20 protein-coding genes and 1 pseudogene are annotated in these 17,074 nt (G+C 44.9%); 7 read left to right on the top strand and 14 right to left on the bottom strand.

Features of this window, described 5'->3' with window-relative positions:
• Positions 1-20 precede the first annotated feature (20 nt).
• Entirely contained in the window at positions 21-506 is a 486-nt protein-coding gene (locus BN4609_RS04485; RefSeq protein WP_394814673.1) for an SLOG family protein, read from the bottom strand.
• On the bottom strand, positions 503-1,063 hold the full coding sequence (locus BN4609_RS04480) for a phosphoribosyltransferase (RefSeq protein WP_068855448.1): 561 nt from the start codon (positions 1,061-1,063) through the stop codon (positions 503-505). Before BN4609_RS04480 ends, BN4609_RS04485 begins: the two co-directional genes overlap by 4 nt.
• Positions 1,064-2,164: 1,101 nt before the next feature.
• Here BN4609_RS04480 and BN4609_RS04475 point away from each other — a divergent pair.
• Positions 2,165-3,154 (top strand): PGN_0703 family putative restriction endonuclease, encoded by a 990-nt coding sequence (locus BN4609_RS04475; RefSeq protein ID WP_164071572.1) that lies wholly within the window; start codon positions 2,165-2,167, stop codon positions 3,152-3,154.
• A gap of 220 nt (positions 3,155-3,374) precedes the next feature.
• Here the strand turns inward: BN4609_RS04475 and BN4609_RS04470 are convergent, their stop codons facing one another.
• The 5 genes from BN4609_RS04470 to BN4609_RS04450 form a co-directional block, all read right to left on the bottom strand.
• A complete protein-coding gene (locus BN4609_RS04470) occupies positions 3,375-4,646 on the bottom strand; it encodes a PcfJ domain-containing protein (RefSeq protein WP_068855446.1) in 1,272 nt (423 codons plus the stop codon).
• A 2-nt stretch (positions 4,647-4,648) separates the two neighbouring features.
• Positions 4,649-5,077 carry a PcfK-like family protein gene (locus BN4609_RS04465; RefSeq protein ID WP_068855445.1) on the bottom strand — a complete coding sequence of 143 codons (429 nt, stop codon included), beginning with the start codon at positions 5,075-5,077 and terminating at the stop codon, positions 4,649-4,651.
• A gap of 5 nt (positions 5,078-5,082) precedes the next feature.
• Complete coding sequence (locus BN4609_RS04460) at positions 5,083-5,334, bottom strand: DUF6926 domain-containing protein (protein WP_068855444.1); 252 nt, start codon at positions 5,332-5,334, stop codon at positions 5,083-5,085.
• Between the two features lie 17 nt (positions 5,335-5,351).
• Entirely contained in the window at positions 5,352-5,531 is a 180-nt protein-coding gene (locus tag BN4609_RS04455) for a glyoxalase (protein WP_068855443.1), read from the bottom strand.
• Between the two features lie 374 nt (positions 5,532-5,905).
• Positions 5,906-6,295 carry a single-stranded DNA-binding protein gene (locus tag BN4609_RS04450; RefSeq protein ID WP_068855442.1) on the bottom strand — a complete coding sequence of 130 codons (390 nt, stop codon included), beginning with the start codon at positions 6,293-6,295 and terminating at the stop codon, positions 5,906-5,908.
• A gap of 328 nt (positions 6,296-6,623) precedes the next feature.
• Here BN4609_RS04450 and BN4609_RS04445 point away from each other — a divergent pair, with 328 nt between their 5' ends.
• The 4 genes and pseudogenes from BN4609_RS04445 (at position 6,624) to BN4609_RS04430 (ending at position 10,215) form a co-directional block, all read left to right on the top strand.
• Positions 6,624-6,773 (top strand): hypothetical protein, encoded by a 150-nt coding sequence (locus BN4609_RS04445; RefSeq protein WP_164071571.1) that lies wholly within the window; start codon positions 6,624-6,626, stop codon positions 6,771-6,773.
• A gap of 271 nt (positions 6,774-7,044) precedes the next feature.
• Complete coding sequence (locus BN4609_RS04440) at positions 7,045-7,542, top strand: LexA family protein (protein WP_068855440.1); 498 nt, start codon at positions 7,045-7,047, stop codon at positions 7,540-7,542.
• Between the two features lie 3 nt (positions 7,543-7,545).
• Positions 7,546-8,817: pseudogene (locus BN4609_RS04435) on the top strand (Y-family DNA polymerase).
• 99 nt (positions 8,818-8,916) lie between these two features.
• Positions 8,917-10,215, top strand: coding sequence for a serine/threonine-protein kinase (locus tag BN4609_RS04430; RefSeq protein ID WP_068855439.1), 1,299 nt, complete (start codon positions 8,917-8,919; stop codon positions 10,213-10,215).
• Between the two features lie 580 nt (positions 10,216-10,795).
• On the opposite strand, the gene BN4609_RS16415 is transcribed toward BN4609_RS04430, so the two are convergent.
• The 5 genes from BN4609_RS16415 to BN4609_RS04410 all read right to left on the bottom strand — a co-directional run bounded on the left by BN4609_RS16415 (position 10,796) and on the right by BN4609_RS04410 (position 13,876).
• The gene (locus BN4609_RS16415; RefSeq protein ID WP_164071570.1) at positions 10,796-10,969 is read right to left on the bottom strand and encodes a hypothetical protein; all 174 of its coding nucleotides are present in this window, start codon (positions 10,967-10,969) and stop codon (positions 10,796-10,798) included.
• An 81-nt stretch (positions 10,970-11,050) separates the two neighbouring features.
• Positions 11,051-12,109, bottom strand: a complete 1,059-nt coding sequence (locus BN4609_RS04425) for a tyrosine-type recombinase/integrase (protein ID WP_241033194.1) — start codon at positions 12,107-12,109, stop codon at positions 11,051-11,053.
• 1 nt (position 12,110) lies between these two features.
• Positions 12,111-12,590: a hypothetical protein gene (locus tag BN4609_RS04420; RefSeq protein ID WP_068855438.1), complete on the bottom strand. Its 480-nt coding sequence runs from the start codon at positions 12,588-12,590 to the stop codon at positions 12,111-12,113.
• A 3-nt stretch (positions 12,591-12,593) separates the two neighbouring features.
• Entirely contained in the window at positions 12,594-13,514 is a 921-nt protein-coding gene (locus BN4609_RS04415; RefSeq protein WP_068855437.1) for a relaxase/mobilization nuclease domain-containing protein, read from the bottom strand.
• Positions 13,511-13,876: a MobC family plasmid mobilization relaxosome protein gene (locus tag BN4609_RS04410; RefSeq protein WP_068855436.1), complete on the bottom strand. Its 366-nt coding sequence runs from the start codon at positions 13,874-13,876 to the stop codon at positions 13,511-13,513. Before BN4609_RS04410 ends, BN4609_RS04415 begins: the two co-directional genes overlap by 4 nt.
• 858 nt (positions 13,877-14,734) lie before the next feature.
• Between BN4609_RS04410 and BN4609_RS04405 the strand changes: the two genes are divergently transcribed.
• Together BN4609_RS04405 and BN4609_RS04400 are read left to right on the top strand one after the other, a co-directional pair.
• Complete coding sequence (locus BN4609_RS04405) at positions 14,735-15,046, top strand: helix-turn-helix domain-containing protein (protein WP_009319098.1); 312 nt, start codon at positions 14,735-14,737, stop codon at positions 15,044-15,046.
• Positions 15,047-15,079: 33 nt separating this feature from the next.
• A complete protein-coding gene (locus BN4609_RS04400; RefSeq protein ID WP_068855435.1) occupies positions 15,080-15,385 on the top strand; it encodes a helix-turn-helix domain-containing protein in 306 nt (101 codons plus the stop codon).
• Between the two features lie 78 nt (positions 15,386-15,463).
• Here the strand turns inward: BN4609_RS04400 and BN4609_RS04395 are convergent, their stop codons facing one another.
• Both BN4609_RS04395 and BN4609_RS04390 read right to left on the bottom strand, forming a co-directional pair.
• Positions 15,464-15,838: a hypothetical protein gene (locus tag BN4609_RS04395; RefSeq protein ID WP_068855434.1), complete on the bottom strand. Its 375-nt coding sequence runs from the start codon at positions 15,836-15,838 to the stop codon at positions 15,464-15,466.
• Positions 15,835-17,052 carry a site-specific integrase gene (locus BN4609_RS04390; RefSeq protein ID WP_068855638.1) on the bottom strand — a complete coding sequence of 406 codons (1,218 nt, stop codon included), beginning with the start codon at positions 17,050-17,052 and terminating at the stop codon, positions 15,835-15,837. The genes BN4609_RS04395 and BN4609_RS04390 overlap by 4 nt, the downstream gene beginning before the upstream one ends.
• Positions 17,053-17,074 lie beyond the last annotated feature (22 nt).

The following is a 17,074-nucleotide window of genomic DNA, read 5'->3' as shown; positions in this document are numbered from 1 at the left end:
CGTTTGTATGGTTAAATGGGTTAGTATAAGTTGGTTTTCTTCAATTTCATGCGCTCCGCCCTGCGGCAAGTGTAGAACGTGCCGCCTTTCGGCTCGCCATTGTAGTAGGCGATGATGTGGCTGGCATGGTTCAACATATAGTCGTTACGCCGAAGAAAGCAGCCGTCAAAGTAAGTTTCGCTCAGGCATACCACATTGTCAGCCTTGTCAAGAATGAAATGATACCGCTCTTTGTCCGCCGGGTTGAACTTGCCGGGTTGCCCACGGAAAGGGATGACGGCTGTCAGCCGGATGTCGGAATAGTCGGCTTTCATCGCCAACAGTGTTTCAGCCGCAAGCATGTCAAAACCTGTCGCCATGCCGCAAAGGAAGTGGCGGATGCCCGAATGGTAGCAATCCATGATAGCCCTTTCAAGATTGGTTCTCAACAGTTGCCTGTCGCTGTAGCGGATAAAACGGTGTCCTGTGAATGCAGCCGTCTTTGTAGTGTCTGTCCGTATCATCATCTTACCTTGTAGAATGTCTTTGCCAAGAATAAACCGCCCAACACGTTTGCGCCACACGCTTCCAAATTGTCGGCTGTAGTGGCGTAGGATATGCCTTTAGTGATGATGTCGTCAAAGAGCAACACATCCTTACCCTTGAAGAAATCAGTGTCATAGTCTGCCATTTGTGCCGTCCGTGCCCCAGTTTCGTCCTTTCGGTGTTCATGGACTGCCAACCGCCCTGCCGACACTTGCATATGGGGATAGCCGTTGATGGCGTGGGTGAGTTCGCACACCCTTTCCGAGAAACGCTTGTATCGCAGTTCGTTCTTCTCTGCCGTGGACGCTGGCACACACGAAAACACGATGCTTGTAATCCGACTGCCGAAAAGTTCTTGCAGGTGTCTGGCAGTCATTTGGGCTACTTGCTCGTATGCCCGTCCGTCCTTGAAATCCCAAATGGTCTGCCGGTCAGCCTTTTGCTGCTCGCCCACATTCTTGATGCGTACCGGATAGTATTTCATCAGCCACACCATTACTTTGTTTGCCTGTCCTGTTATGTTCTTGTCCATCGCCATTGTTTTTGAGGGTTTGACTTCTTCCCCTGCCTTCGGCTCCTTTACAAGCCAGCATCGGGGTTATTTTTCTGCCTCGTCAACGGGCAAAGGACAACCGGCAAATCCGGTGGTGGAAATACGCTTTCCGTGCAACAGAAAGGAAGATTTCCGCAACCACCCGTGGTGGCTTGCCGGATTTTCAAGGCTTGGACACGGCCTGTTAGTTTTGCAGGGAAATAACCCGAAGCTGGCTCAGGAAGTACAGAGGCATCAGACCGGTATAAAAGGTGGAGCGTTGTATAAAGGGAATCGTTGATAAAACTGGACTATAACAGTATTCCGGCTTCGGGTGGGTCAAACAATCGCCTGCCGGGCAGACAAAAGAGGACGCTTGTTGGCAGTGGACAGGCATACGAGGTTGTTTCAGCAAGGCTGAAGTTCCTGTGTGCCAGCCAAGGACAACGTGCATCCGTCTGCCCTCCTTGTGTGGGTCTGACCAATGGACAGAGGTGCGTAAGGACTGGCTTCCGCTGATTATTCTGGGTCGGGGAGCCGGATATGCTTGTTATAAAAGGAAAATGGCACAAGTCCATAAAAGCAGGGAGATATACAAGTGGCAGAAACCGCAGGTATGGTTGCAACTATGCACCTATATATAATTGGTATAGGGCAGCTTGTCTGCCCGACGGTTTAGACTGCCAACAAAGACTTTGTTTTGGCAAACAGAAAAATCCCCTGCCGTGTTTCTCAACAAAGTAGGGGAAGTATCAAATATGAATATATGGGCATTAAAAAAGGTTCGGCATGGCCATAAAAGGGGGATATAACAGGAAAGGCTTGCCAAAAGACAAAGACGGATTGCCGGGCAAACAAAAAGGGAACTTGCCCTTTCCCTATCAGCGGACGTGTACGCCGACAGGGAAAGGGCGTGTTCACGTTTGCCCATGACGCGGAAGCCTCGCCGCCGTTTACAGCGGCATGGCTTGCGGCACAATCCTTCTTTCCTATGATATAAGGCAAGCCGCCGGCATCGAAGATGGTTATAAGAGGAAGGAAGTGTTAAATATAAATGTATGTATATCAGCAGAAAATATTATTTTTGCAGAAATAATTCATTATGCAATGACACATCAGGAGTTTAAAGACGCAGCCCGCCAGCACCAGATAGATTTCAAAGTGAACGACCACGAAATCAATGTTCCCGCAGACAGATTTCCTATTCGTTTCATGAAACGTAACGGCAAGGAGTATAGAATAGATGTAAGGAGTTCGCTTACATGGAAAGATGCCGTGGATGAAAACGGTGACTACCGCATATTCTTCAGCGGTTTCCGCCATGAAATCACTGAAATCATCAACCAAATGGAGTTCCCATCGAAAGGGCAGATGGTCACGAACCTATTGCGGAGCGAACATATTCCTTATAACTTGTTTTACCCGATGCGGTATGACTTGGATGGCGCGGCCATGTTATTCAACAGGATATTGGGCAAGAATAAGATAGCGGGCATAGGCAAGATATTGATTGAATACAATCCTGGAGGTTTGCACGACGGAACTTCATTCGATGTTTTCGTGGAATACGACAACAAGTCCGGGCAGAAAGGCGGGATAGGCATTGAGGTGAAATATACCGAAAAGGAATATCCTATAAAGCGTGGGACGAAAGAATGGAATGAAACCCACAATGAGGCAGGCATCCATTTAGCAGACAATTACAGAAAGCCGAGCACTGATTGTGGCTGGTTCAAGGAGAAACATATTGGAGATGTGCCGTTTGAAGATGCAGAAGGGATGACACACCATGTGGTAGCCAATCAATATCGCCAGATATGGCGTAACCATATACTTGGGGCATCAATGGTGCTGGGCTTGTGTGACGATATATTGTCTGAATTTACGAGCCTGACTATCTATCCGAAAGGCAATGTGCATTTCTCAGGAATATGGTCAGAATATGAGTCCATGTTGACGCCATCAGGGCAGGAAACATTCAGACATCTTACTTACGAGGATTTGTTTCACATGATGCAAGAATGCCTTAACGTCACGAAAATCCCCAACCTTAATCAATGGATGGATTATCTAAATAGGCGATACATCATAAAATGAAACTTTTTCTATAGGTCTGTCTCAAAAGCAGAAAGACGGAAAACTATGATTTATTTAGTCAAAGGGCGGATGCCCACCCAACATGCTTGATTGTATATATAAATGGTTGGTGCGGTCTATAAGTGTAATGTAATGGTACAACAGGAAAACAGCAGGGAAAGCAAGGCACACCGGGTATTGTACTGTACCCAATATGTGCCTTGTCTGATGGCGATTAAAATTAAGTCCTTATCCGCTGCCTAATCAAGTTCATATTGCTGTTTACAAGGTTGACAATACGGTCGTGGTATTCTGTGTTTTGGTTGCACACGCCACGGCTCTGCACCACGCAAAGTTTCTTCAAGTCCACCTCGACCGTTTCAATGCGTTTGTTCCCGATGGTAGCCGACAATATCAGCGAGTTCTCCTTGCGGTAGTAGGCGTTGGCATATACACAGTGGTGCATCAGCGTACCCTCTTCCGCTATCTCGGCTACGCTCTCCAACACTCTGACGTTCAGTGTCCCGTCCGTAATGAGGATGCCGAAGAACTTGCCTTTCTGCGACAGGTAGCCTTTTTCATATTGGGCGGCTTCCTTTCGACGCAACGCCAGACGTTCACGTTCTTCCTTGCGGTTGCGCTGTTCCACCAACTTGTCGTGTTCGGCTTTCAAGTCGGCAGGACAAACATATTTCGGACATCGGATGTCCTTGCCCATACGTTTCAACAGGTCAATAGTATCGCACCACATTGAGCCGTCAGTAATGGTATAGCCATTCCGCAGGCAGATTTTCACAGACGGCCAGTAATCGTCCAGGCGAGTTGATGAGTGCAGGCAATGGCGCAACAAGTCATATTGTCCGGCTTTCATCAAGGTTTCCGCTTTCGGGTCAGTGAGCAAAGCAGTGATGAGCCTCGCCGGTGCCACGTCATGCAGGTTGCCGTCAAAGCCATTCCTTTTCAGCGTATCAATGGCAGTGTACTTTGGATAGGTGTCAAAAGTTGCAAGATGTCGGAATACATCTTTTTTATTTTCTCGAATTGCCATTGGAGAAATAAAGGAGAAACTATCCAAATACCGACCCAATATGCGCTGAATGGCTACAAGCGTTTGCTTGCCTTTGTCGTTCCACCAATATTGCCCGATTTCCAAGGCGTAAGGGTGAGCCTTGCAGCCTTTCTCCATTTCCACCACAAGCAGAAACATTCGCAAGGTCTGATACTCCCCACACTTGGCAAGCACGGTGAAATAGCTCTTCTGCTTCACTTTGCGGACAAGGGTATTCTTGACCTTCAGTTTTGCGTGGCATTTCGGACAGACACAATGCTCTGTCGCTTTTTTCTTTACCCATTCATGGCCGCAGTCCATGCAGGTTGTCCGACCCTTGGGCAATCGGTGTGCGAAGTGACTGACACACTCACGGAACGCCCACGAAAGTTGCGTCTTTGACAAAGGGTGGAGCTTGTCGCTTTGGGCAAGCACCGCTTTCTCGAATTTGTTGCGTGGTTTCATCGTCAAAAACCGAATAAGTTAGGTTCTGTTTGTTTGGCCTCCTGTGGTTTTGCCGCCGACTTGCTCTTGCGTTGCTGCATCTTGCGCAGTTCCTCGGCTTGGTATTGGCTGATAGCCCTCTGCCGTGCCTCGGCTTTCTCTTCCTCAGTCTGTTCAATACGGTTGTTGACTATCACCTTGCAGTTGACTGGCTTGCCTATGTCCGTTATGTCCTCGTCATAAAAATGACAAGCGAGCGAATACACGTCATCGTCAGCCATGCCGACACAGCCCTCATTGGCCATTGCTTTGACTTGGTTGAGTATGAACGTGATGCAATCGTCCAAGTTCTTGTTTTCCTTGGCATAAGCCACTGCAAAGAGTTCGTCCGTCTTGGCTCTTCCGTCCAAATAGCTCTTGATGGCCTGTTTGAAATGTTCAGTTCCTTTCATAGTTGTCATTGTTTGATGGGTTGGATATAATAGATGTCGCAGTCCACTACCTCTGTCGGCAAGCCGAAAGCCGGGTAATGTGAGAAATAGGGTTGCGTGCCGCATTCATCGTCCATGACGGGTGAAACTACTTGTACGCCTATACCTTTATACCAGCGGTCGATAGTTTGTATTTCTTCCTCTGTCAGTCCGCTTGCATCGCCATTGACAAGGTAGCACAGGCTCCATGTCGGTATCTTTTCGGTTGTCTTTTCCATATGGGTATGCTTTGGGGTTAGTCAATCTCTATCTCGTCGGGATAAACCACTATCTCCGCTCCGCTGCTCACTTGGACGATATAGCCCTTGTCGGTCTGTCCGACTATGGTTGCCGAACGGTAGCCTTTCCACGGGGTCAACAACCAGCAATGCTTGCCGTAATCCTCAAATTCTTCTCTGTTGTCGTAATCGTACATATTAGCGTATTTATTTGATGTTAAACTTCCCCTGTCATCGGTTCTTCTTGCCGTGACCGATTTGGGGTTTTATCGATGCGGCGGCTCGGCTATCGGGAAAGCCTCATGCGGCGGCTTTTGTTGCCAATTACGCTCCGCAAGGAGGAAGAATTTGCAAGAAATCCACTTCAAGCCGCCGCCATCAGGCGCAATGGCCGACCTTTGCATCAGTAAAACCAAACGGTTTCGGCAGAAGGCGGGATAAGAAATAGCCGGTATAACAAGGCTGGTAATGGTAGAACAGGCGGCAGGTCATTTTTAAGAGGGACAAGTCACCAAGTGCATTGAGCACAAAAAAAGCGGCCGAAGCCGCTCTTTCCGGAGATGGAAGAGGTCTATGCTGCCTCCTTCAGTTTCTTGGCGCGGGTCTTGGGTTGGGGCTTCTCGGCCTTCTCCGGCTTCTCCACCGCTTCGTAGAACTTCTTGGCCACGAACTTGATGCCGTTCTGCTTGGTACCGTTCTTGTCGGTCCACTCTTCGGGCTTCAAATAGCCCTCGATGGTGAGCAGCGTACCTTTTTTCAGCAACTCGAACGATGCGCTGCCGCTCTTGCGCCAGGCTTCCACGTTGATGAAGGCGGACACGCGGTTGGTGGCGTTGTCCTTGGTTTCCTTGCGGCCGATTGCCATCGGGAAACGGGCTACATCGTTGTTGGTGAACGTGCGGATTTCAGCGTCCTTTGCTACAAAACCTGTGATGACGAAAGAATTTTCTACTTGCTTCATGACTGTAAGTTTTTAGAAGTTGAACAATTAATTTTTACGGATGCAAGAAGATATTGCAGGCATAGGGCAGCACCAAGGGCGGCACGGCAAATACGCAACATTTTATGCGGGGCGGAAAATGTCGGAAGATTTCCGAGGCACGCCATTGGTCAGAACGACAGTGTCCCGTAACCGTCCACGACGGTGCTGCATTATATCTTTGCATCATGGAAAAATATTGTGGCTTCGGTAAACGCACGGCCATGCAAGAAGCAACACGGAAATTCAGTCACAGGTCGTGGTGAAGGATGCCAATAATCTGCCTGCCAAAAGAAACAAGCCCGTTCCGATGGCTATGCAACGGGCCAAGGATGAAACAACGATTCCAACCACCGCTTTCATTGTGGAAGCCGCAAGGGTGGAAGCGATACCAATATTGCCAGAAAAAGGCCGCTCTACCATTGGAGAGGATATGCCCGATGACAAGACTGACGAATAGGAAATGTGGACAGAACGGCTGTGCGTGTACTGTTCCGAAGCTGCGGTGAAGAAATGAAGGAAGGATGCCCATCAACCCAAGTCCAAGATACGAAGGAGGCTAAGTGCATGGCCACTTATCGGGAAAGAGGCCCGGTCGCATTTGGCGAAAGGCAAGCCGGCAAAAGGAGATAAACCGGCGTAAAAGTGCGGAAACTCGTAAAATAAGGACATCAAGTGCATAAAAATGGTAATTTTGCAAACCGAATGGTAATGCAACAAGAAAACAGGAAATGGAAGATTCAGATAAGACAGTTATCAATGAACACGGAATAGAAAAGGAGAACGGGGTAAGGCTCATCCTTTATTCGGCCGACCTGAGCAGCGAACTGCCGTTGGACTTTGCCGATGGTGGCATCCGTGCAGGATTTCCTTCGCCGGCCCAGGATTACATGACAGAGAGCATTGACCTGAACCGCGAATTGGTGCGTCATCCCGCCACCACGTTCTATGCCCGTGCCGTAGGTGATTCGATGAAGGACTGCGGCATCGACGACGGCGATCTGTTGGTGATTGACAAGGCCATCGACCCGCAGGAGGGTGATATCGTGGTAGCCTACATTGATGGGGAGTTTACATTGAAACGGGTGAAATTCGACCCGCACGCCGGTTGCCTGTGGCTGATGCCTGCCAACAAGGATTACCCGCCCATCAAGGTGACGGAGGAAAACAATTTCATCGTATGGGGCGTATTGACCTACAACATCAAACGCCAATACCGGAGGAAATGAGCCATGTTCGGTCTGGTGGATTGCAACAACTTCTATTGCTCGTGCGAACGGGTGTTCAACCCGGGTTTGCGCACACTGCCCGTGGTGGTGCTGTCTAACAATGACGGTTGCATCATTGCCCGCAGCAACGAGGCAAAGGCGTTGGGCATAGAAATGGGCACTCCGTTCTACCAAGTCAAAAAAAATGCTGGAGCGCGAAAAGGTTGCCGTGTTCAGTTCCAATTACACACTTTATGGTGACATGAGCCGCAGGGTGATGATGTTGCTCTCGGAGTTCACGCCCGAATTAACGCAGTATTCCATCGATGAAGCTTTTATTGACCTTACTGGCATGGGCAGCGGAGAAACCTTGCGTGACTACGGCAAGCGCATCGTGCATACCATTGGCAAGGGTACTGGCATCCCGGTGACTCTTGGCATAGCTCCGACTAAGACCTTGGCAAAAGTGGCAAGCAGGTATGGAAAGAAATACAAAGGTTACGGGGGGGCTGCTTGATTGATACCGAAGAAAAGCGCATCAAGGCATTGCAAGGTTTTGACATCGCCGATGTATGGGGCATAGGCAGACGTTCGGCAAAAAAGTTAGAGTATTATGGGGTCAAGACAGCATGGGATTTCACGCAGTGGAGTGAAAGCCGGGTAAGGCGTTTGCTTACCGTGACAGGCACAAGGACATGGAAGGAACTCCGTGGTGAAAATTGTATTGACATCAGCGAACTGCCCGAAAAGCAAAGCATCTGTACCAGCCGTAGTTTCCCCGACAATGGTTTGTCGGAGTTGAGAGTGGTGGAAGAAGCGGTAGCCAACTTTGCTGCTTCATGCGTCCGCAAACTGCGGGAGCAAAAGAGCCGTTGCAGCCAACTGACAGTTTTTGCATACACCAGCCGTTTCCGCAACGATGTGCCAAACCATACCATCAACCACACTGTTTCATTGCCCATGCCCACCAACGACCAGTTGGAGTTAGTGGCAGCAGCCGTGCAAGCTCTCCGATCTGAATGGCGTGAGGATGGCAGGTATCACTATAAGAAAGCCGGTGTCATCGTGTGGAATATCAGCCCTGATACAGCAGTGCAGGCCATCCTTTTTGATTCAATCGACCGGGCAAAGCAAGCTCGTCTTTCAGTAGCCATTGATGCCATCAACCGAAGGAATGGTTTCAATACCGTAAAAGTGGCAGTTCAAGGAACGGACAAACGCTGGCACCTGAAATGCGAACATAAGTCCGACCGGTATTCCACGAACCTGAATGAAATAATTAAAGTAAAAATATAGACATATAGTCTCGAATAATTTGTTAGTTTTGCAACAACTAAGAAATGAATTCTGACAGTGAAATTTTTAGGTAGTCACTAAAAATATAATAGCATACTTATGGAAGTAGGTGAACGCATTGATAAATATGTAATTACAGATATCATGCATGGTGGTATGTCGGAAGTATACCGCGTAGCGATTGATGGTGCTCCAATTAGATTTGTGATAAAACGACTTAAGGAAGGTGCAAATGAGGAACAGAAAAAATTATTCCTCAGAGAAATGCGCATATTACGAGAATTAAAGCATATCTACATAATTGAAGTTTTAGAAGAACATTATGATGAAGACTGTCCATATTATGTTATGCCTTCATGTGGTAAGTCTTTTGTGGATATTGCATCTTCGTCAGATGAATATAAAAAATTAATATTGACTATTCAAATGTGTGAAGGCATCGACTATTTGCATAAAAATAATGTAAGACATAGAGATATTAAGCCTCAGAATATCCTTATAAAGGATGATATTGTCAAAATAGCAGATTTCGGCTTGTCTCGTTTCTCGGAACGAGATAGTACAACTCTTACATCTACGTCTTTAATAGCTGGAACACAAGGGTATATGCCACCTGAATATTCAAGTGGAGGATTTAAAGAAGGTACTATTCAAGGAGATATTTATATGTTAGGGAAAACTATCTATTTTTTATTTAGTCAAGGGAGTGATGTCAGTAATATAAGAGTAAATCGAGTTTCTCCTCAAATTGCTGCCATTGTAGAAAAGGCGACCAGTGATAATCCCGAAGAAAGATATTCTTCTGTTGCTCCTATAATAGACGAACTTATAAGATATAAAGAAACTATTGAAGCAATTGATAAACTTCCTAAATCAATAAAAGACATAAAATCAAAATATAAAAAAGGTTCTCAGGTATTTAATGAAGAGTTATATAAACATTTAATTTCTTTGTCAAAAGAGTCTGTGGAATGGGGAAAATCCTTGAGTCAGTTAGACAAAGAAGATTTAACTACAATGTTAACACATAAAAAAGATTACATAAATAGCCTGACTTCTCATTTTATTGAATGTATTAGCAATCCTTCTGATTACATTCAATTTAGCGACATTGACCAATTTGTTAAATTTGCAAAATGCATAGTGGATATCAACTTAGATATTGCTGTTAATCAGCAGTTAATATCATTTCTCATAAATCTATCTCTAAACTATAATAGATGGCCTGCTATGAACGAACTTGCATTAATTTTGAACAAATTAGTGTCAAACGATTCTCAACACTATAGAATGTTTATTTTTAATCATAGGAACCAATTAAGAGAGATGAGACCTAATCTCAATAGTAACTCTTTATTTAATAGTGAAATATCTCTTATTATTGGGAAACAGCATTAATCACTATTTTTAAAAGAGAATGACAGGTTAGAATTGATGTGAGGTTTGTTGGCATGATCAAATAGTTTTTCTTGGTCATGCTCATCCTTCTGCATTTATTGAGAATCCGTTTTTAGTTGACCGTGTTGACCGTAAAAGGACTCTATAAATCTCAGCGAAGTCATTAGAGTTAAAGTCTAAACAATTCTTTTGCCTTCCAAAAAAGAAAAGCTGGTGCAACAAACAAAGTGATTTAGTCCATTCCTTGTACTATATATACAAGATGTGATTAAACCTATTTATTAGGACTGTTGTTCATCGTAGAAGTAATGCAGCAAGAGGTTTACTCTGTTCCTTGTAGTATATATACAAGATGCCATTAAACTTATTATTGGAACTACTGTTCATCGCGGAAGAAATGCAGCAAGAGGTTTACTCTGTTCCTTGGTAGTATATATACAAGATGCCATTAAACTTATTATTGGAACTACTGTTCATCGCGGAAGAAATGCAGCAAGAGGTTTACTCCGTTCCTTGTAGTACATATACAAGAATACTCTAAACTTACTTTTTAAACTTCAGCTTGCGTAATCAAGCATAGTTAGAGAATCTTAGTCAATCGGCCAACAAGGACTCCCGATACCCCCACGGAAACCTCACCATCAACAGCTAAAACTTTTTCTTTTGGAAGGCAAAAAATCAAGTTGAAGCCATTATCTTTGTACACTTGATAGGCAAGCTTTCTTGCTCTTGATAAGACATTATTTTCAATCAAAATGTTACCTATTTGTTATTCTTATTTTTGTTATTCTTGTTATATTACAGTGTTTCAATAAGATATATTCTAAAATTTAAGCTATACCCATTTGTGGCGCGCACAGTACATGCTAAGAGGAACGGATATATCGGCCAGTCTGGCTATTTCTTTCAGGTTCCGATTTATTCCGGACATGACATTCCTGTAATGCTTGTGCGTATCCTTAAAAGGATATTTTAATACCGGCAAAAGATAAGGACTGAGGCTGTCTTCCGGGTATTTGCCGACAATCTCCTGCATACATTTTTCCCACCTGATAACCAGCTGCTGCCCAGTCTTTCGTCTGCGATACGATAAAAACCCGTTCTGAAGATCTTTCTTTTTCAGGTGAGCCATATCTATGAACGACATGCCACGGGTATAGAAGCTGAACAGGAACATGTCCCTTGCAAATTCCAGATTAGGCTGTAAAGACAAATCCAGATTCTTCATACGCTTGATGGCGGATAAGGGAACGGCACGCTTGACGGTCTTGTCCACTCCCGTATAGACATGCCTGAAAGGATTGCGCTGTTCCATCAGTCCCTTTTCCAGAGCACGGTTATATACCGCCCGAAGGATACGCATATAGAATGAACTGGTATTCCGTACGGCACCTTTTCCATGAAGGTAGGCTTCATAAAGCTGCATCAGGTCCGAATCGATTTCGGACAGCAGAACATCCCTGTCCCCTCTGAACTGCATGAAACTTTTCAGGGTGCAGGAATAATTTTCAGCCGTGCGTATCTTGCCCATCTGTTTGAGACGGGCTATGATGCCTTGCATGAAGTTGAAAAACGACTGTCCCTCTGTATTGCTTTGAAAAGAAGCGACAATATCATCTGCCGTATATCCGGCTTTCCGGTTATCCAGTTGTCGGATAATCATGTCCAGCCGCTTCAGGTCCCATTCCATGCGTTCCTGTAAGGAAAGGAGCAGATTGCTTCGCTCCGAACTACCGACAATGATACAGCTTCCAGCTTCGTTCCATTCATCCGTAAATATCCGGTAATACGTCTTTAACTGACGGATTACACGGCTCTGGATAATCTGATAATAGATGGTACCTTCCTTTCCTTCTATGGTGGAAGGTCTGAATTTTACTTTAACACTGGCCATATCAATCGGATTCAGATTCTACCTGTAACTTAAGTTTCTCCTGCATCAGGCTGTCTGAAACAGCTTTCAGCTTGCTCTCGTACCCGTCAGCCTGTTTTCTGACCCATTCGATGGCCTTCTCGTCGCGATGAATATCGAAAACCTTGTTCAGCCAGAGAATATCTTCCGGAGTACACCCACTCCAGGAACGGATGGCACGGAACTTCAGGGCATCGTCTGCATATTGCCGGTTGGACTGCCAAAGTCTGATATTTCCCCATAAGGACAGGCTGCATACCAGTCCCATTCCAACCAAAAGAGAAAATGCTTTACTTGACCTGATGTCAAAACTATGCCGGTGAATATGCCTAATGCATGTCGGATTCACTTCTTCTGCCTGTCCGCCAACTGGTGTTCCGGTCTTCTGTTCCAGCTTCCCGTTTATCATCTCAATCTTGTTCTTGATTTCTTCAAACAAAACATATACATTGTCTTTTTCCATACTTTACCATCTTATTTTACGTTGTTTTTTCTTTTTCTTCTTTCTCAGATAATCGTCCGGATAACCTTCAGGTTGTTCCGGTTGCGGGTTCGGTGTGAACAGACCTAAAGAACCGCTGTATAATTCATTGTCATGCGATTCCAGCTGATATGCCTGTTCACTCTGAACAGCTTCCTGTCTTTCTGTTTCCGAATATGACGGTGTCTTTAATGCGGCATCTATCTTGGTATAGCTGAACTGTCTGTCTATCTTGGAGCCGCTGAAGGAATAGCCGTTCATGATGAACACGATACCCTGTACTTCATCGGATTTCCCCTTGTATTTGAACCGTACATCCACTCCCTTTTCGCTTAATCCGGCAATCAGTTCCTTCCAGTTTCCGGCCTTTCTGACTTCCGTTTTAAGCAGACTGTAAAGTTCATACTTTGTCTTGTCCGGCTCCCTTAAGCGTTCAGTCTTGACATGATCCTTACCTTTGGCCATGTGAAGACCATATTTCAAGGTCAGTTCCTTGCAGATACGTGCACTCCGTAACCGCTCGTTTTTGTCGGATATGGTCCTGCCATCATTGTCTATCCGGTTGTAGGCGATATGTATATGAGGATGCTCCTTGTCGAAATGTCTGGCTATAAAGAACTGTGTGTTCCTTATGCCCATCCGTCCCATGTATTCCAAAGCTATTTCTGCCATAATCCGGCTGGTCAGCCTGCTTTCATCCTCTTTGGAAAATCCCAGTGCAATGTGTCCGACCGGTCTGGATACTTTCGGATTCATTCCGGCCTGTGCTTCGAAAGCCTTTGTTATTGTGTCAACATCCTCAATAAACAAGCCGGCATGTGCGATAATCCTGGCATCCTTTTTACTGTCAATGATATAGCCGGTAACCTCACGGAATCCGCTTCCCTTTACAATCTTCGCAATCATAGCAGGATATGGTTCAGCAGTTCTTCGATTCTTGCCACCTGTACACGGCATTCCAGCTTTGCCGTATCGTATCCTCCGGCATTTGCCTTATGAGCCAGCTGGTTCAGATTGTTCGCCATACCGCATAGCTTACGGATATAGTCGGAATGTTCCGCTGTAAGTCTTTGCCGGACATATCCCTTACGGAAACATTCTCTCAGGTATTCGCTTGCCGATATGCCTGCGCTTCTTGCCCTGCTTTTCAGTGTATAGTAATCCGGTGTCGCCAGTTTCACGGTAACACGGTATTTCAGTTTGTCGGTCGTACTCTTGGGAGGACGGCCGCCCTTGTTGTTTCTTTCTGTATTCTGTTTCTTTTCCATCTGTTGACTATTGTATAAAATGAATGTACTGATTAGACCTGCGGGATGAGTCTCTCGCTGCTTCCTGTAGTGGGAGCAAGCGGTTTCGGTCTGCCCGAAACACAAACTTGCCCCACTAAAAACCAGAATCCCGCTATTTTGAGCGTCTCTGAATATGCTCCCTATAAATTGGGGAGAAATAATACCGTTGTCGGTATCATTTTATGGAGGGGACAGACCTGTTTTTCCGTTTCTGTTCATCATTTATCTTCTCATTTTGTTTGCCATGTTCCGATATATCTCGGAATGAATTGTCTGGCAAAAAAAGAATATAAGTTTCCAATAGTCAAACAGTTGGTCGGGATGTGACAACAATGTGGCCTGTTGCAGTTTGCATGCGGGGCAATCGGTGTGGAATGCGGTATTTTTCCTGTTTGAAGAAACAATGAACCGGGGAGTTAAACAGTTACTGATTTATTGACTTGAATATTTGCTGACTTAATGTCGTATTGTCGTACTGTAGTAAATATTCATGTCTGTGAATCATTAAAAAAACACTTCTTTGCTTCCTTATCTAATCAATGGCTTGGAAAAGTAATGAAGTAAGGTTACAGGGAAATAAACCATTCCTTATCCATTGCTATAGACTTTTATTGAATCAGGTTCATAGATCCTTTATTCTGCAATTCATTATTGGATGGAGTCCCTGAATATAGGGATATTTGCAGAAAAGGATATGAATGTGGCCTCATAACTAGGATAATCAGCGCCACATGCTGCCAGTTAAGCGGAAACCATTGCCTTTCAGAATATATGGCTTTTCTTTGTTGCAAACAACGAAAAAAAGAATAAACATCAATCAACAAAAAAGGAAACGATATGGAATTTGTAGGAATAGAAAAACAACTGTTTGAGGAATTGGTGCGTAAGTTTGAATACTTTGAGCATCGGGTCATGGAAATTTGCAACCGGGAGAACGACAGGACGCTGCACAAGTGGATGGACAATCAGGACGTATGCCGGTATCTGAACATTTCACCCCGTACCCTGCAGACACTCCGTGATAACGGTACCCTGCCTTTTTCTCAAATCAATCACAAGATATTCTACAAGCCGGAAGATGTGCAGGGTATCGTCAAGAAAGTTGAGGACAGAAGAAAAGAGGCTCTTTACAGAGGACGTAACATATAACAGTTAAACAATAACCACTAAATCCATAATAACATGAGTGAACTGAGAACAGACAGCAGAGAATGGGTACACCGTATCATGGGAAGTCTTGACCGTATGTTGGTCGGGATTGAGAATCTGGCGGTCGGGAACCGTCCCGTGCTGGGCGGCGAACGCTATCTGACCGACAAGGAAGTGTCGGCACAATTGAAACTGAGCAGACGTACGCTTCAGGATTATCGTAATGAAGGGAGAATATCTTACTACCAGTTGGGTGGTAAAATCCTTTACAGGGAGAGTGATATTGAGAAAATGCTTCAGGAGAATTATCGGGAAGCCTACAAAGTAAACCGCATCTAGTTTGCGTGTATAACAATAGCCGACAGACAGGCTGGAATTATCTGCCTGCTGTCGGCTATTGCTTTTTAAGACAGGAATCTAACATTTCAGATAAGAATGATTTTTGCCGATAATACATACCAAAGAACCTGTACTTCCTTTTATAGCTTTTGCTATCAGATATTTCCGCAGTCGGTCTGCCGGATAAGTATCTAACAGGAAGGTTAGCGCAAAAATCATTTCCACATTATAAAAAATCTCGTAACAACCGTCTTTCTGTTTGATTCGTTTTTCTACTATTCCCGGATTTAATATGCCTTTCTTATATATAGTCCGTACTGCAGCCCTGAAAGTTGGTGCAATTACGTTAAAGAAAGAAATCAGTTCCGGCTCGTTCATCCAAATTTCAGAAGGATTGATCGTTTGTATAATAATATTTCCACTTTCATTGATTGTTATTGGTTCTCTTTTCATATACTGGTCTGTTTTTTATCGGTTTGACTGCTGCTCTTTCTTTTCTCCATTAGTTTGTCCATATCTTCTGAGATCTTATCATCAGTAACCCTGGCATATACCTGAGTTGTCTTGATATTTGTATGCCCCATCATTTTACTGATACTTTCTATCGGAACACCGGCAGAAAGGAGCAAGGTTCCGAACGTATGTCGTGCCTGATGATGGCTGAGTGTTCCTTTGACTCCTGCCAGTACCCCTATCTCATTTACGGCATACCAGAGCATATCCCGATTAGGAAGAGGAAATACCGGTTTCGTATCATCCGTGGTATTATAAAGTTCCAATATCTGCTCGGCAACCGGATGAAGTGGTATAAAGGATTCAACTCCGGTTTTTTTGCGGTTAATGCGGATATAACGCCTTCCTTCAGCAGTCTTGCCGATATGATGGGGATAAAGTTCCTTCATATCCACGTATGCTAATGAAGTGAAGGCAGAGAAGATAAAGACACGCCGTGTGAGTTCCTGCCATTTGTTGGGCATCGGACGTTCCATAATCAGTTGCAGCTGGCTCCGGCTGATATGGTTCAGCTTGGGGGCTTCCTTCTTTTCGTAAGGAACATCAGCTATCGGATTGAAGCGTAAAATTTCCCGGTCAACAGCTATATAAATCAGCCTGTTCAGCCACGTCATACAATGATTTATATGAGAAGCCTTGCAGCCTTTTGACTTGACAAACTGTTTGAAACCATAACCGAAATCTTCCGTAATGTCCTCAAATGCTATATCCGTCATTTTTAGTGTGAGCAGATATTCGCGTAGGTAAGCCTGTGTACTTTTAGACTGCCTGTAACTGGAGGTAGACCGGATTTCAACTGAACGGACTCTGAGCCGTTCACGTTCCTCTTCTCCGGCCTGAAGAAGGTATTCCGGCACTGTATTGGCCTGTGTAATCTCATTTTTAAGTAGTTCTGCACTGACAACACCTTTTGTTTTCAAATACTTTTCATAAGTCTGTTCCAACTTGTTGCGGAGTTCAATCAAACGGTTGTTCGCTCTTTGCTCCCTGATTTCCCCCTTTTCGGTATTCCAGTCCTCGGGACGGCAATATATCCCTGTGGAAAATACACTGCTCTTGCCGTCTATGGAAATTCGGCACATGACGGATGTAGTACCGTCTGCCTTTACTTTATTGCGGTTTATGTATGGTAATATTGAAAATGTGCTGCGCATAATCATATAATTTATTTTATTA

It is taken from the genome of Leyella lascolaii, from assembly GCF_900079775.1.
In the GTDB taxonomy this organism is placed as follows: domain Bacteria; phylum Bacteroidota; class Bacteroidia; order Bacteroidales; family Bacteroidaceae; genus Prevotella; species Prevotella lascolaii.
Note: the sequence above shows the minus strand (reverse complement) of the source record. Positions and strands in the feature narration are given on the sequence as shown.

What these genes read in the sequence shown, in the direction of transcription:
- BN4609_RS04485 (WP_394814673.1), bottom strand. Translation starts at nt 506, where the DNA reads ATGATGATACGGACAGACACTACAAAGACGGCTGCATTCACAGGACAC.
- BN4609_RS04480 (WP_068855448.1), bottom strand. Translation starts at nt 1,063, where the DNA reads ATGGCGATGGACAAGAACATAACAGGACAGGCAAACAAAGTAATGGTG.
- BN4609_RS04475 (WP_164071572.1), top strand. Translation starts at nt 2,165, where the DNA reads ATGACACATCAGGAGTTTAAAGACGCAGCCCGCCAGCACCAGATAGAT.
- BN4609_RS04470 (WP_068855446.1), bottom strand. Translation starts at nt 4,646, where the DNA reads ATGAAACCACGCAACAAATTCGAGAAAGCGGTGCTTGCCCAAAGCGAC.
- BN4609_RS04465 (WP_068855445.1), bottom strand. Translation starts at nt 5,077, where the DNA reads ATGAAAGGAACTGAACATTTCAAACAGGCCATCAAGAGCTATTTGGAC.
- BN4609_RS04460 (WP_068855444.1), bottom strand. Translation starts at nt 5,334, where the DNA reads ATGGAAAAGACAACCGAAAAGATACCGACATGGAGCCTGTGCTACCTT.
- BN4609_RS04455 (WP_068855443.1), bottom strand. Translation starts at nt 5,531, where the DNA reads ATGTACGATTACGACAACAGAGAAGAATTTGAGGATTACGGCAAGCAT.
- BN4609_RS04450 (WP_068855442.1), bottom strand. Translation starts at nt 6,295, where the DNA reads ATGAAGCAAGTAGAAAATTCTTTCGTCATCACAGGTTTTGTAGCAAAG.
- BN4609_RS04445 (WP_164071571.1), top strand. Translation starts at nt 6,624, where the DNA reads ATGGCTATGCAACGGGCCAAGGATGAAACAACGATTCCAACCACCGCT.
- BN4609_RS04440 (WP_068855440.1), top strand. Translation starts at nt 7,045, where the DNA reads ATGGAAGATTCAGATAAGACAGTTATCAATGAACACGGAATAGAAAAG.
- BN4609_RS04430 (WP_068855439.1), top strand. Translation starts at nt 8,917, where the DNA reads ATGGAAGTAGGTGAACGCATTGATAAATATGTAATTACAGATATCATG.
- BN4609_RS04425 (WP_241033194.1), bottom strand. Translation starts at nt 12,109, where the DNA reads ATGGCCAGTGTTAAAGTAAAATTCAGACCTTCCACCATAGAAGGAAAG.
- BN4609_RS04420 (WP_068855438.1), bottom strand. Translation starts at nt 12,590, where the DNA reads ATGGAAAAAGACAATGTATATGTTTTGTTTGAAGAAATCAAGAACAAG.
- BN4609_RS04415 (WP_068855437.1), bottom strand. Translation starts at nt 13,514, where the DNA reads ATGATTGCGAAGATTGTAAAGGGAAGCGGATTCCGTGAGGTTACCGGC.
- BN4609_RS04410 (WP_068855436.1), bottom strand. Translation starts at nt 13,876, where the DNA reads ATGGAAAAGAAACAGAATACAGAAAGAAACAACAAGGGCGGCCGTCCT.
- BN4609_RS04405 (WP_009319098.1), top strand. Translation starts at nt 14,735, where the DNA reads ATGGAATTTGTAGGAATAGAAAAACAACTGTTTGAGGAATTGGTGCGT.
- BN4609_RS04400 (WP_068855435.1), top strand. Translation starts at nt 15,080, where the DNA reads ATGAGTGAACTGAGAACAGACAGCAGAGAATGGGTACACCGTATCATG.
- BN4609_RS04395 (WP_068855434.1), bottom strand. Translation starts at nt 15,838, where the DNA reads ATGAAAAGAGAACCAATAACAATCAATGAAAGTGGAAATATTATTATA.
- BN4609_RS04390 (WP_068855638.1), bottom strand. Translation starts at nt 17,052, where the DNA reads ATGCGCAGCACATTTTCAATATTACCATACATAAACCGCAATAAAGTA.